At 69.9% G+C, this 15,170-nt stretch carries 5 protein-coding genes and 1 pseudogene; 3 read left to right on the top strand and 3 right to left on the bottom strand.

Annotated features, from left to right (window positions below):
* Positions 1 to 4 precede the first annotated feature (4 nt).
* The 3 genes from ACFU9E_RS33595 (at position 5) to ACFU9E_RS33585 (ending at position 12,508) form a co-directional block, all read left to right on the top strand.
* Positions 5 to 5,275, top strand: a complete 5,271-nt coding sequence (locus tag ACFU9E_RS33595) for a DEAD/DEAH box helicase (RefSeq protein ID WP_380680501.1) — start codon at positions 5 to 7, stop codon at positions 5,273 to 5,275.
* Between the two features lie 121 nt (positions 5,276 to 5,396).
* Complete coding sequence (locus ACFU9E_RS33590) at positions 5,397 to 8,351, top strand: helicase-related protein (protein ID WP_380680504.1); 2,955 nt, start codon at positions 5,397 to 5,399, stop codon at positions 8,349 to 8,351.
* Positions 8,348 to 12,508 (top strand): Eco57I restriction-modification methylase domain-containing protein, encoded by a 4,161-nt coding sequence (locus tag ACFU9E_RS33585; protein WP_380680507.1) that lies wholly within the window; start codon positions 8,348 to 8,350, stop codon positions 12,506 to 12,508. The genes ACFU9E_RS33590 and ACFU9E_RS33585 overlap by 4 nt, the downstream gene beginning before the upstream one ends.
* Before the next feature lie 24 nt (positions 12,509 to 12,532).
* On the opposite strand, the gene ACFU9E_RS33580 is transcribed toward ACFU9E_RS33585, so the two are convergent.
* The 3 genes and pseudogenes from ACFU9E_RS33580 to ACFU9E_RS33570 form a co-directional block, all read right to left on the bottom strand.
* The gene (locus tag ACFU9E_RS33580) at positions 12,533 to 13,096 is read right to left on the bottom strand and encodes a hypothetical protein (RefSeq protein WP_380680510.1); all 564 of its coding nucleotides are present in this window, start codon (positions 13,094 to 13,096) and stop codon (positions 12,533 to 12,535) included.
* Between the two features lie 60 nt (positions 13,097 to 13,156).
* The gene (xerC, locus tag ACFU9E_RS33575) at positions 13,157 to 14,176 is read right to left on the bottom strand and encodes a tyrosine recombinase XerC (protein ID WP_380680512.1); all 1,020 of its coding nucleotides are present in this window, start codon (positions 14,174 to 14,176) and stop codon (positions 13,157 to 13,159) included.
* A 9-nt stretch (positions 14,177 to 14,185) separates the two neighbouring features.
* Positions 14,186 to 14,398, bottom strand: a pseudogene (locus tag ACFU9E_RS33570) (Arm DNA-binding domain-containing protein); the annotation flags it as partial.
* Positions 14,399 to 15,170 lie beyond the last annotated feature (772 nt).

Raw genomic sequence — 15,170 nt, 5'->3', positions numbered from 1 at the left:
TCACGTGGACGTCTTCGAGGTGCACCGTCGGCTCATCCAGGACTACAAGGAATACACGTCCGGTTCGGTGGTGATCGACGACCCGCGGATCGGCGAGAAGGTGTCCAAGTCCCTTGCCGACGGCGACCAGTGGCCTGACCCCTGGCTCTCGCTCAACCCGAGCTTCGCGAGCGGCGGCACCGTCGACCACCTCGCCGACGACCTCGGCCTCCTCCACCCCGAGTGCAAGCGGATCTTCCGCACCGGCAAGGACAAGCGGGGCACGACGATCCGTCCCATCCGCTTCCACCAGCACCAGCGCGATGCCATCGAGGCCGCCGACTCGAAGGACTCGTACGTCCTGACGACCGGCACCGGTTCCGGAAAGAGCCTCGGCTACATCGTGCCCATCGTCAGCCGGATCCTGAGCGAGAAGCGGCCCGGAGACCCCCCGAGCATCAAGGCGATCATTGTCTACCCGATGAACGCGCTGGCCAACAGCCAGCGGGGCGAGCTGAGGAAGTTCCTCACCGACGGATACGGCGTGGGCAACGAGCCCGTCACGTACGCCCGTTACACCGGCCAGGAGAAGCAGTCCGAGAAGGACGCGGTCCTCGACACCCCCCCGGACATCCTGCTCACCAACTACGTGATGCTGGAGCTGATGCTCACTCGCCCCGAGGAGCGCAAGCGTCTCATCGGCCGGGCCAAGGGCCTGCGCTTCCTCGTCCTGGACGAACTGCACACCTACCGCGGCCGTCAGGGCGCCGACGTCGCCCTGCTGGTCCGGCGCGTGCGCGAGGCCTGCGAGTCGCCCGCCCTGCAGTGCGTCGGCACCTCCGCCACCATGTCCACCAAAGGCACCCCCGCCGCCCGCCGCCGTGAGGTCGCCGAGGTCGCCTCCACCCTGTTCGACACGGAGATCTCCCCAGACCGGGTGGTGGGCGAGACCCTGGTCCGCGCGACCGGCGACACGACCCCCACACGTGCCGAACTCGCCGCCCGCGTGATGGAGAACAACCCTCCGCTGGAGTACGACGCACTTGAGGCCGACCCTCTGGCCCACTGGGTCGAGACCGCCTTCGGCCTGACCGAGACCACCGACGAGGACGGCACCCGCTTGCTGGTGCGCGCCAAGCCCACCACCGTGGAGCTCGCCGCGCGCGTCCTACGCGAGGACGCCTTCGACATCCCGCGCGACGCGCCCGAGGACGAGCCGTACATCGCCTGCGCCAAGGCCATCCGGTCCACCCTCCGGGCCGGCACACAGGTCCGCGACGCCGACGACCGCGCGCTGTTCGCGTTCCGCCTCCACCAGTTCCTCTCCAAGGGTGGCTCGGCGTACGTCTCCCTGGAGCCGGCGGACAGCCGCCACATCACCCGCACCTACCAGCAGCGGGTGCCCGGAGAGCCGGAGAAGCTCCTGCTGCCGCTGTCCTTCTGCCGTGAGTGCGGCCAGGAGTACCTCACCGTGGCCCGCGAGCAGAGCGACGACGGCACGGTCTCCTTCCGCACCCGTGAGGACGCGGACGACGAGCAGGGCTACCTCTACCTCTCGGCCGCCAACCCCTGGCCCGAGCGTGTCACCGACGCGATCGACCAGCGCCGCTTCCCCGACAGCTGGCTCACCCTCGACCCGAAGAAGGGCACGCCCGTCCTCACCGCGAGCCGCAAGAAGCGCGCTCCACAGCCCGTGTGGGTGAGGCCCGACGGCACGGCCGTGAACAGGGACGGGGACGGCCTGTACGCCGCCTATGTGCCCGCCCCATTCCTGTTCTGCCTTGAGTGCGGGGTCAGCTACGAGGAAGTGCGGGAGCGGGATTTCGCCAAGCTGATGACGCTCGACCAGGAGGGCCGGTCCACAGCCACGTCTGTCGTCAGCGCTTCCATCGTGCGCCACCTGAAGAGCCTGCCGGAGAAGGAACTCGGCAAGGACGCACGCAAGTTGCTCACCTTCGTCGACAACCGGCAGGACGCCAGCCTGCAGTCCGGTCACTTCAACGACTTCGTGATGGTCACCCAGCTGCGGGGTGCGCTGTACCGCGCGATGCTGAAGGCGAGGGATAAGGGGCTGCGCTGGAAGCGGCTGGGCGAGGAGGTCGTCGAGGCCATGGGGCTGGCCCCGCACGAGTACGCCAACAACCCCACCGAAGTGGAGGCGCTCGCCGAGGAGACGCGGGACGCGCTGGCCCAGGTGGTCGAGTACCGGCTCTTCCTGGACCTGGAGCGCGGCTGGCGGGTCACCATGCCCAACCTGGAACAGACCGGTCTGCTCGGGCTGGAGTACGCGGGGCTCGACCAGATCGCCGAGGACGAGGAGCGCTGGCAGCGGGCGGCAGAGCCGCTGCGCACCGCCACTCCCGCCACCCGGCTCGATCTCGCCCGGGTCCTCATGGACGAGCTGCGCCGCCAGCGGGCCGTGGACACCCCGTACTTCACCGAGGCGAAGTTCAACGAGCTGCGAAAGGAGTCGGCGAAGCTCAACGACGCCTGGGGGATCGCCGACACCGAGGCGGCACCTCCCACACCGACCGTCGCCCTGCCGCGCGTGGGGCGGCCTGATCGCAGCCGCAGCGAGAAGAACCTCACCGGCCGCGGCGCTTTCGGCCGCCACGTCCGCAAGCCGGAGACCTTCCCGCACTGGAGCCACGACCTTTCCCTCGACGACGCCCAGGACGTGATCCGCGACCTGCTGGAGGTCCTCGCCGACGGAGGTGTCCTGAGCCGGATCACCCAGGGTCGGGGCGAGGACCCCGGCTACCAGATCCACCACCCGGTGATCCGCTGGCACACCCGCGACGACGACCACGGCGCGGTGGATCGGCTGCGCCGCACCTACCGCACCGGCCGGGGCCCCCGCGTCAACGCCTTCTTCAAGGGGCTCTACAAGGAGGTCGCGTCCACCTTCGCCGGACTGCACGCTGCCGAGCACACCGCTCAGGTCCACCCCGACGTCCGCGAGGAACGGGAGAAAATGTTCAGCAAGGGGCTGCCGCTGCCCCTGCTGTACTGCTCGCCCACGATGGAACTCGGCGTCGACATCGCCAGCCTCAACGCCGTCAACCTCCGCAACGTCCCGCCGACCCCCGCGAACTACGCCCAGCGCTCGGGCCGCGCGGGCCGCTCGGGCCAGCCCGCGCTGGTCACCACGTACTGCGCGACCGGCAACAGCCATGACCAGTACTACTTCACCCGCTCCGACCAGATGGTCGCGGGCACCGTCGCCGCGCCCCGCCTCGACCTGGCCAACGAGGACCTGCTCGCCTCGCACGTGCACGCCATCTGGCTCGCCGAGACCCGCCTAGAACTCGGCCGCACCATGACCAAGATCCTCGACACCGACGGCAAGACCCCCTCGCTGGAGCTGCTGCCCGGGGTGCGGGAGCAGATCGGCGGCTCGGCCGCCCAGCAGCGCGCCCTCCTGCGGGCCCGCACCGTCCTCGCGGGCTGCGTCGACGCCCTGCGCGAGACGTCCTGGTGGCACGAGCAGTGGCTGGAGGACACCGTCGCCAAGGCCCCCGGCCGTTTCGACGAGAAGTGCGGACGCTGGCGTAACCTCTACCGCAAGGCCCTGGAGGAGCGGGAGATCCAGCACGACAACATCCGCAACCGCACGGCGACCGGCCGCTCCCAGGCTCAAGCCGTCCGCCGCCGCGCCCAGGCGGAGAACCAGATCGCCCTTCTGGAGAACAGGCAGGGAGGCGAGCGCACGGTGCTGTCCGACTTCTACCCGTACCGCTACTTCGCCTCCGAGGGCTTCCTGCCCGGCTACTCCTTCCCCCGGCTCCCGCTCGCCGCGTACATCCCCGGCACCGGCCGCACCAGCCGCGGCTACGACGGCGACTACCTCCAGCGGTCCCGGTTCATCGCGATCCGCGAGTTCGGGCCGGGCGCGCTGATCTACCACGAGGGCAGCCGGTTCAAGGTGGACCGGGTGCAGCTGCCGCCGGACACCAGCGGCGAACTGACCACCGAGAGTGCCAAGGTGTGCCAGGGCTGCGGTTATCTGTCCCCCGAGGAGCGGCGCGAGGACACCTGCCTGGGCTGCGGCACCTCGTACGGCGACCCCCGTACCGGGTTGCTGCACCTGCACACTGTCTTCACCCACCGGCGCGACCGGATCTCCTCCGACGAGGAGGAGCGCCAGCGCACGGGCTACGCGGTGGAGATCTCCTACCGTTTCAAGCAGCATGAGGACGGCCGGGACGGTTCGCTGCGCGCCGAGGCGAAGGCCGCGGCCGGCCGCCTCCTTGCCGAACTGGTCTACGGCGACAGCGCCACCGTCCGTCTCACCAACCTGGGCTACCGCCGCTCGGTCGCCAAGGGTGACATCGGCTTCTGGCTCGACCCGGTCACCGGTCAGTGGCTGGCCGGCTCCACCGGCAGGCCGAGCACGAGCGCGCCCGGCCGGGAGACCCCGGTGGAGGACGAGGGCCTCGCCGACGCGGAGAAGGTCGTGCGCAAGGTCCCCGTCATCCCGTACGTCCAGGACACCCGCAACATCCTCGTCCTCAAGCTCGCGGCCCCCGTCGACAAGGACACCGCGATCACCCTTCAGTACGCGCTGGAGCGGGGCATCGAGGCCGAGTTCCAGCTGGAGGACTCCGAGCTGGACACCGAGGAGCTGCCGCCGCATGACGGGCCCCGCGAGCGGCTGCTGTTCATCGAGAGCGCCGAGGGCGGCGCGGGCGTCCTGCGTCGCCTCCAGGCCGAGCCCGACGCGCTTGCCCGCGCCGCCGGCCGGGCCCTGAAGATCGCGCACTTCGACCAGGTCGGGCGCGACCGGGGAGCCGAGAAGCGCAATGGCGACCCGTGCGAGAAGGGCTGCTACGACTGCCTGCTCTCCTTCGGCAACCAGCGCCACCATCGGATGATCGACCGCCACCTGGTGAAGCAGCTGCTGATGGACTTCGCGGGCGGCGAGGTCGGCTCCAGCCATGCGGGCCGCAGCCGCGACGAGCAGGCCGACGTGCTCATTGAGGGCGCCGACTCCTCCCTGGAGGAGCGATTCGTCGCCTACCTCAGGACCCACGGCCACCGCCTGCCCGACCACCAGCAGGTCAGGCTGAGCGCGGCCCTGTCCAAGCCGGACTTCGTCTACGACACCTCCTTCGGCCCCGTCGCGGTCTTCGTCGACGGCCCGCACCACGACCACGCCGAGACGACCCTGCGTGACGAGGAGGCCGCCGAGCGGCTGAAGGAGATCGGCTGGGAGGTCATCCGCATCCGCTACGACGACGACTGGTCGAAGGCCGTCGCCGACTACCCTTCGGTGTTCGGCGACGCGCGCCGCTGACCTCGGGGAGGGGCGGACCCCATCGGCCCGCCCCCTCCCGCGGCCCGCCGACGAGTGCTCCGGCCACTGCTCCGGCCGACCCGCCCGAACGACCCCTACCGCCCCGACCCGGAAGGCCCGCATGACCACCGCCGCCCAGTCGACCCGGCAATACGCCGTCGGCTCCCTCGTCCACGCCCGGGGCCGCGAGTGGGTCGTGCTGCCCGACTCCACACCCGACCTCCTCGTTTTGCGCCCGCTCGGCGGCGCCGACGACGACATCGCGGGCGTCCTACCCGGCCTGGAGACCGTCGTCCCCGCCACCTTCGCCCCGCCCACTCCCTCCGACCTGGGCGACCAGCAGGCGGCCGGGTTGCTGCGCACCGCCCTGCGCATCGGCTTTCGCTCCGGCGCGGGCCCCTTCCGGTCGCTCGCCTCGATCGCCGTCGACCCCCGCCCGTACCAGCTTGTGCCGCTGTTGATGGCGCTGCGCCAGGACACCGTCCGGCTGCTGATCGCCGACGACGTCGGCATCGGCAAGACGGTGGAGGCCGGGCTGATCGCCGCCGAGCTGCTGGCGCAGGGTGATGCCCGAGGCCTGGTTGTGCTGTGCTCGCCCGCCTTGGCCGAGCAGTGGCGGGCCGAGCTGTACGGCAAGTTCGGCGTGGACGCTCGTCTCGTGCTGCCGTCCACGATCGGCCGTCTGGTGCGCGAGACCCCGTACGGCCAGTCGGTGTTCCGCCCTGACGGCGCGTACGTCGTCTCCACCGACTTCATCAAGTCCCCCCGCCACCGGGAGGACTTTCTGCGAAACTGCCCCGACCTGGTGATCGTCGACGAGGCGCACTCCTGCGTCTCCGACACCACGGTCGGCGCGTCCGCCCGCTCCTCCCAGCAGCGGTACGCGCTGCTGCGCGCCCTCGCCGACCGGACCGACCGCCACCTCCTCCTCGTGACGGCCACTCCGCACAGCGGCAAGGAAGAGCCCTTCCGCCGTCTGATCGGCCTGCTCGACGACCGTCTGGCCGCCGCTCCCCTCGACACCGACGCGGGCCGCAGGCTGCTCGCTGAGTTCTTCGTGCAGCGCCGCCGCGCCGACATCCGCGAGGACTTCCAGGACGGTGCGCACTTCCCGTCCTCCCGGGACACCGCCGAGACCGCCTACACCCTGCACCGCGACTACAAGACGCTCCTCGACGAGGTCCTGTCCTACGCCCGCGAGACCGTACGCGCGGCCGACGGCGCCCTCCAGCAGCGTCAGCGCTGGTGGTCGACCCTCGCCCTGCTGCGCACGCTGTCCTCCTCCCCGGCCGCCGCCGTGCAGTCCCTGAACACGCGCGCCGGCGTCGAGGAGGCGGACACCCCCGCCGAGGCGGACCGCACCGGGGAGCGCACCGTCTCCGACCCGGCCGACAGCGAGACCCCCGAGTCCGCGGACGCTGTACCGGGCACCCGCCTCCCCACGGCCACCGGAGCCGCGGCCACCGGCACCGAGGCCGACGACGAGGAGAGGGCCCGCCTGGTCGCCATGGCCGAATCGGCCAAGAAGCTCTACGGCCCGACCCGCGACGCCAAGCTGAAGAAGCTGATCACCACCGTCTCCGACCTCCTCGACAAGGGTTACCGGCCCATCGTCTTCTGCCGCTATATCGCGACCGCCGACTACGTGGCCGACCACCTCAAGAAGGTCCTCAACAAGAAGGGCACCGAGCACCTGGTCGCGGTGGCCTCCGTGACCGGCGGACTCTCGCCCGACCAGCGGGTCACCCGCATCGCCGAGCTGACCGGCACCGACGAGGAAGGCAACCCCGCGCCCGAGCGCCGCGTCCTAGTCGCCACCGACTGCCTCTCCGAGGGTGTCAACCTCCAGGAGTCCTTCGACGCCGTCGTCCACTACGACCTCGCGTGGAACCCGACCCGCCACGAGCAGCGCGAGGGCCGCGTGGACCGCTTCGGTCAGCGCACCGACATCGTCAAGGCGCTCACCCTGTACGGCGCCGACAACCCGGTCGACGGCATCGTCCTCAACGTCCTGCTCCGCAAGCACGAGCGCATCCGCCGGGTCACCGGCATCTCCGTGCCCGTGCCGCAGGAGTCCGAGAGCGCCATGCAGGCCGTGTTCGAGGGCCTGATCCTGCGCGGCGAGCGGCCGGTGTACGAGCAGGAGGGGCTGTTCGCGCAGGAGGAGGTGGCCGAGCAGCTGGAGATCGCCTGGCAGTCCTCCGCCGAGCGGGAGAAGCGCTACCGCTCCCGGTACGCCCAGCTCACCATCAAGAAGGCCGAGGTGGCGGCCGAGGTCGACGAGGTCCGTGCCGCGCTCGGTACCGGCGAGGAGGTACGGGATTTCACCCGCCGCGCCCTGGGTGCCCTGCGCGGCATGCCCGCCGCCACGAAGCAGGGCGGCTTCACCGCGCACACCGACGCCCTCCCGCTGGGCCTGCGCGACACCGTCTCGCACGCGCTCGGCCCCCGCCACCCCCGCCCGGTCGTCTTCCACGACGCCCCCAGCGCCCCGCGCGGCGAGGCCGCCCTCACCCGCACGGACCCGGTGGTCGCCGCCGTCGCCCGCTTCGTCCTGGACGCGGCCCTGGACGACGCCGGCAAGGTCCCGGAATGGCAGCGCCCGGCGCGCCGTTGCGGAGTCATCCGTACGAAGGCCGTGGAGCGGAACACCACGCTCCTGCTGGTGCGCCACCGCTTCCAGCTGAACCTGCCCGCCCGTGACGGCTCGGTGCGCGAGCAGCTCGCCGAGGACGCCCGAGTGGTCGCTTACCGCGGCAGGCCCGACGCCCCAGAGTGGCTTCCGGAGGACGAGGCCGTGGCCCTCCTCGAAGCCCGCGCCACACAGAACACCGACCCGAAGTTCGCCACCGAGCACATCGCCGAGATCCTGACCGCCCTGTCCGCGATCATGCCCGAACTGCGAGACCAGTCGGCCGAGTTGGGTCGCAACCTGGAGGCCTCGCACCGCAGGGTCCGCACCGCCTCCCGCGCCCGTCTCGCCGGCCTGAAGGTCGTCCCCCAGGGCGACCCGGACATCCTGGGCGTGTACCACTACCGCCCGGCCCCGACGTTCTCCCAGGGAGTGGGCGCATGAGCACCGCCAGGACCCTCGTCACCGACACCGTCGCCACCGTCGGCGGCCTCCTGCCATACGACCTCCTGGTCCGGATCAAGGAGGGCAAGGAGCAGACCGGCTCCAAGCCCGCCGACTACCGCCTGTACGCCAAGGGCGACTCGGTACGGGACGCCGCCGAGCGCTCCTGGGGCTACCTGCGCGGGGTGTGGGCCGCCTACCAGGACGCCCTGGCCCGCGACGGTGCCGACGCCGACCCTGGCGTGCACGCGGTCGGCGTCACCACCGAACGCTGGTTGCTGCCCCTCTTCGAGCAGCTCGGCTTCGGCGCCCTCACCCCCGTCCCCGCGCCCGGCCTGCCCTCCCACGACGGCGAGAAGGACTTCGAGGTCAGCCACCGCTGGGCGCACGTCCCCGTCCACCTCACCGGCTGGAACGTCCCCCTCGATACGCGTACCACTGAACTGGCCAAGCAGGCCCCCCAGTCGATGGTGCAGGAGTACCTCAACCGCTCGGCGGACTCCACCCTCTGGGGCGTCCTCTCCAACGGCTGCCAGCTGCGCCTGCTGCGCGAGTCCGCGTCCCTCACCGGCGCCGCGTTCATCGAGTTCGACCTCCAGGCGATTTTCGACGGCGACCGCTCCGACGACTTCGTCCTCCTATGGCGCCTGCTGCACCGCACCCGCTTCGAGCCCCGTGCCGAGGGCGAGCCGGCCGCGACCTGCCCCCTGGAGAAGTGGCGCACCGAGGCCATCGATAGCGGCACCCGCGCCCTGAAGGAACTCCGCAAGGGCGTCGAGAAGGCCCTGACCGTGATCGGCACGGGCCTGATCGCCCACCCCGACAACGCCGGCCTACGCGACGCCCTGCGCACCCGCGACAAGAACGTCCGCGACGACCTCCACCCGGCCCTGCTGCGCCTCGCCTACCGCCTGCTGTTCCTCTTCGTCACCGAGGACCGCGACCTGCTCCTGCACCCCGACGCCACCGAGAAGGCCCGCGAGACGTACGAGAAGTACTTCTCTACGGCCCGCCTGCGCCGCGTCGCCCGCCGCACCGGCACCCTTCACGGCGACCAGTGGCAGGCGCTGCGGCTGGTCATCGAGGGCCTCGGTACTCCCGGTGGCCGCCCGGAACTCGGACTCCCGGCGCTGGGCGGCCTGTTCGAGCCCACGGCCACGGACGCGATCCTGGACGGCCTTAGCCTGTCCAACCAGTCCCTGTACGAGGCCGTACATGCCCTGTCCGAGGTGTACGACGCCAAGCTGGGCCGCCCCCGCAAGGTCGACTACCGCCACCTCGGTGCCGACGAGCTCGGCTCGGTGTACGAGTCCCTGCTCGAACTGGAGCCGCGCCTTGGCGAGGGCAACGAGTACGTATTGGCCAAGCTGGACGGCAACGACCGCAAGACCTCCGGCTCCTACTACACCCCGTCCCCCCTCATCGACTGCCTCCTCGACTCCGCGCTCGACCCGGTCATCGAGCAGGCCGTCCGCTCCGGTACGACGAAGAAGGAGCGCGAGGACGCGCTGCTCGCCCTGACGGTGTGCGACCCCGCCTGCGGCTCCGGCCACTTCCTGGTCGCCGCCGCCCGCCGTATCGCCCGCCGCCTCGCCGAGATCCGCACGGACGACCCCGAGCCGAGCGCCGAGGACGTACGGCACGCGCTGCGCGACGTGATCGCGCGGTGCGTATACGGCGTCGACCTCAACAAGATGGCTGTGGAGCTGGCCAAGGTGTCCCTGTGGATCGAGGCGATGGAGCCGGGTCGGCCGCTCACCTTCCTCGACGCCCACATCAAGCACGGCAACGGGTTGCTGGGCACGACGCCGAAGTTGCTGGCCGAGGGCCTGCCGGACGATGCGTTCAAGCCGCTGGAGGGCGACGAGCCGAAGCACGTCACCGACCTGAGGAAGCGCAACGCCGCGGAGCGGACGGCGTGGAAGGTCGCGCTGCGCCACGGGGTGAACCAGGACGCGCTGTTCGCGGAGGAGGAAGTGCTGGCCGAGTCCAACGCGGAGTTCGGTGAGAAGGTCTCGGCGATCACGGGCACGAACTCGCAGGAGCTGGAGGACGTCCAGAACCAGGCCAAGGCGTATCGGGAGCTGACCACCTCCCCGGACTACACCCGGGCACTTGAGCTGGCCGACGCGTGGTGCGCGGCGTTCGTCTGGAAGAAGACGAAGTCGGTGACGCCGCCCGCGCTGACCACGAGGTCGCTGCTCGCGCTGCACTCCGAGGAGGGTGGCGCGAGCCTGCCGCACGGCACGGTGGAGGAGGTCGTACGGCTGCGGGAGGAGTACCGGTTCTTCCACTGGCATCTGGAGTTCCCGGAGGTGTTCCGGGTTCCGGCGAATGCGAAGGCGCCGGGGGTGGACGAGCGGACTGGGTGGAAGGGCGGGTTCAGTTGTGTGCTGGGGAATCCGCCGTGGGAGCGGGTCAAGCTGCAGGAACAGGAGTTCTTCGCCACCCGTGACGAGAAGATCGCGAACGCAGCGAACAAGGCGGTCCGCGAGCGCATGATCGACGCGCTGGCCCAGAGCGAGGAGGAGACGGACTGCACGCTGCACACCGAGTTCATCGCCGCGCGCCGCCTCTCCGAGGGCGTCAGCCATCTGCTGCGCGACTCGGGCCGCTTTCCGCTGGCCGGACGGGGCGACGTCAACACGTACGCCGTCTTCGCCGAGGCGGCCTCGCTGGGCATCGCGCCGACGGGCCGGCTGGGCCTGGTCCTGCCGACGGGTATCGCCACCGACGCGACGACGGCGCCGTTCTTCTCGGACCTGGTGCGTACGGCGCGGCTCGCGTCGTTCCTGGACTTCGAGAACGAGGCGTTCATCCTCAGCCGGGACGTGCACCACTCCGTGCGTTTCTCCCTGTTCACCGTCACCGGCGTCGGCGCGCGCGTCGACGAGGCGTCCTTCGCCTTCGGCACCCGGTACATGGAGGACCTGGACGGCCGGCGGTTCGCCATGCCCCCGGAGGAGATCCTGCTGGTCAACCCCAACACGGGCACGCTTCCGGTGTTCCGCACCCGGCGGGACGCGGAGATCACCCTCGGGATCTACCGCCGAGTCCCGGTGCTGATGAAGGAGCCGGACGAGAACGGCTGGGGCGGGACCAACCCGTGGGGTCTGACGTTCATGACCATGTTCCACATGTCCAACGACTCCCACCTGTTCAAGGGCAAGCAGGAACTGGCTGACGAGGGCTGGCAGTTGACCGGCAACGTCTTCACGCGCATCGGCGAAGAGGGGAAGACGCGCCGCTATCTGCCCCTGTACGAGGCGAAGATGCTCCACCACTTTGACCACCGCCTCGGTACGTACGAGGGCCAGACCCAGGCCCAGGCCAACGTCGGCACGCTCCCGCGCGTGACGCCGGAACAACACGACGATCCGGACTTCGCTCCGATGCCTCGATACTGGGTGCCGGAGTTCGACCTGGACTCGGGGAAGCGGGACAAGAAGGGCAACCGAATCATGTGGGCGGGGGTGGAGACGCGGCTGGCTGAGCGCAAGTGGTGGAAGGGGTGGCTGATGGGGTGGCGGGACGTAGCCCGTTCCACGGACACCCGCACCATGATCGGGACGCCTCTCCCGGCCTTCGGCGTCGGCCACAAGTTCCCGCTCATGTTCGTGGAAACCGATGCCGCCGCGCTCAGCGGGGTGGTGGCGTCGTTCGCCTTCGACTACGTCGTCCGGCAGAAGGTCGCCGGTACCTCGATGACCTACGGTTACGTCATGCAGTTCCCGGTGCCGCCACTGGACGCGGTGCTGCCGTTCAGCGCCTCGGGGGAAGAGCGGTTGGCGGACTGGCTAACTCCGCGTGTACTGGAACTCTCCTATACCTCGCATGACATGGCCGCCTTCGGCAAGGACTACGGGGACGAAGGAGCTCCTTACCGGTGGGACGAGGCGCGCCGCGAACTGCTCCGCGGGGAGCTGGATGCGGCCATGTTCCACGCTTACGGAATCAGCCGAGCGGACGTGGAGTATGTGATGGATGCATTCCCCACTGTCAAGAAGCGGGACGAGGCCGCCCACGGCGGCGCCTACCGCACCAAGGACCTCATCCTCGACATCTACGACCGTATGGAGGAGGCCCGCGAGACCGGCGACGAGTACCGAACCGTACTCGACCCGCCGCCGGGGAAGGGCCCGCGTCACGAAGCCTGAATACGGCCACCTCGGGTAGGTCGGTCAGAAGCCGTCCTGCCCGAGGTCCGTGACGAACCCGGCCCACTCGTTCTTGGGCTTCCAGTCCAGCTTCACGCCGATCCGGGCGACGCCGGTGCGCATCTTCGTGAGCCTGGTGCGGATTACTTTGACGATCTTCTCGGCTGTGTGAATCCGGATATTGATGTCCTTGCGGAGCTCGGAGAAGCCGACTCCCTTGATCTCGATCTGGACCTGCTCGTTGAAGTCGTCTTCCAGGGAAGTGAAGGCGAGATCGAGATCGGACAGCGCTTGGCGAAGGGTCTTGGCACCGACAGAGTTGGTTCTCGTCCCTTGATTGTGGCCGTGCTCCGTGGCGACGACACGTAGCCATCCGCTGCGGGGGTCCTCCCTGGTGGTCACGTACCGGCAGATCTCCAGCAGCTTCTCCAGGATGGTACGAACCCTGCCTTCCAGGGCACTGCGCGCGGCCTGCTCCGCCCGACAGATCTCCTCCGCGTTCTGGCCGGCGGAGATGCCTCGCTGTTCGGGGATCAGCTGGACTGTGTGAACGGCGTCGGCTGCGGCGCGCCCAGGATCGGCCTGCATGCTCCGGCGTTCGCCTGGTACAACCAGCCGCACTGCCAACTGGTTTGAAGCTCAGGCGGCCTACGCAGCCCGGCACAAGCTCCGAGGGATCCGCTCGCGTCCGGCATCAGCGCGGTCAAGCGCGGCGGCCAGGGCTACGACGGCTTCGTCGGCGGAGTCCTTGAGTAGGTGGCCGTAGAGGTCGACGGTGATGGCGAGGTTGGAGTGGCGCAGGGTCTTGGAGACGACGGCGAGGGGGATGCCGGCGGCGATCATGATGCTGGCCGCGGTGTGGCGCAGGTCGTGCAGGCCGATACGAGGCAGGTCGAGTTCGGCGGTGCGTTTGCGGAGTTGCTCGAGGACCCACTGGGGGCGCAGGGGCTCTCCGTCTGGGCGGGTGAAGACCAGGCCTTCCAATCGGCTGTTGAGATGGGTGGCCATCTGGAGGGCTGCCTGGCGGTGGAGGGCGGCCATCACTCGGGGAGAGAGGCTGATCCAGGCGCGGCTGGCTTCGGTCTTGGGTTCGCCGAGGTGGATCTTCCCGTTGTTCACGGCGGTTAGGGTCCAGCGGACGTAGAGCTTGCGGTCCATGAAGTGGACGTCGGACCAGTGCAGGGCGAGAATCTCGCCGCGGCGCATGCCGGTGCCGAGCATGACCTCGAACAGGTCGGTGAGCCGGTCCGCGTAGTGCTCCGCGTTGTGGCGGAGGAACGCCGCCGCCTGGTCGGGAGTCCAGCAAGTACGCACCGCAGCACGGGGCTTGGGCGGGACGGAGTGCTTGGCCGGGTTGTAGCGCAGCCGCCACGTCCGCACCGCGTGGTTCAGGGCGTTGCGCAGCATGGCCACCGCGTGGTGAACGGTGGTGCGCCCGCGGCCGGCGGCGATCTGCGTGCTTACCCAGGCGTCGATGTGCTTGGGCCGCAGGTCGAGGAGCAGCATGCCGCCGAACGCCGGGACCAGGTCGCGCTCGATGCACGCCCGGTAGCCTGCCCAGGTGTTCGGCGCCAGCGCTGGCCGCTTCGACTCCAGCCACTCGTACAGGAACAGGCCGACGCGCAGCGTGCGATCCTCGTACACGCCCCGGTACTCGGCATCCAGCACCCGCGCCATCTCCCGGGCCGCCTCCGCCCGGCTGGCGAACCCGCCCCGTCGCCGAGTCCGACGCTTGCCGTCCTCCCTCGCCAGGTCCACCGCGTACGTCCACCTGCCGTGCGCCGTATCGGCGGCCAGCCGCGGACACCACGAACCCAACTGCTTCCCGGTGTTGCCGTCCTTGCACCCGCACCGCCGATACACCCGACCACGCTTGGGACACTGCGCCATGGGCTCCTCCTCGAACCAAGTGGTGATGGCGTGTCCAGAGTTGCGGGAGTGGTGGGTGAGTCGGCAGAGCGTGCGGGGCGGGGCGTGGAGCACAGCGAGATCGACTGGCCGGGACACGCGCTGGCGACACGCCGCGAGGGTGATCGCGGAGCGCGTTCGGTGGGTAAGGCAGCTTGATCGCGCAGCGTCGGCCCGCACGGGGGCGCCGCTTCGAAGAGCGGCGGCGGGACCAGGAGAAGGCGGTCTGCCGGTTGGCCGTGGGCTGTTGGGCTCGTACAACCCGGAGCACGTGCGGTGCGGTGGCGCCGAGCCTCGGACCGGCCCTCGGAATACGCCACAGCGAGCCCCGAGAATTTCGTTGAGATAGATGGGGTCTGGGTTTGATGCGGCCATTCTGGCTGACTTTCGGCTCGGGTCGGATTGATTTAACTCCGCGATGCCGGGCCTCTGTCCGGTGACGTCCTGGGCGATCCGCGGGAATCTCTGGATCCACGGCTGGAGTGGCGCTACCCTGGAGATATGAACGCCACCCGGACCCTCCGTCAAGCCCCTGGCCTGGGGACCAGCTGGGGACCACACGTCATGCGCGCTGCCGCACGAGGAGCGCGAAACGTGCTAATCTGCACACGCACGACGTGTGTGTGAGTGCATTTCAGGCAGGAATAGGGAAACCCTTCCTGCTGGGGGTCAAGGGGTCGCAGGTTCAAATCCTGTCGTCCCGACCGGCATTTCTGCAGGTCGGAGGCCGTTCTTATCGAAATGATAGGAACGG

This window comes from Kitasatospora sp. NPDC057595 (assembly GCF_042800875.1).
In the GTDB taxonomy this organism is placed as follows: Bacteria; Actinomycetota; Actinomycetes; order Streptomycetales; family Streptomycetaceae; genus Kitasatospora.
The sequence above is the reverse complement of the archived record's forward strand: the minus strand, read 5'-3'. Positions and strand labels throughout refer to the sequence as shown.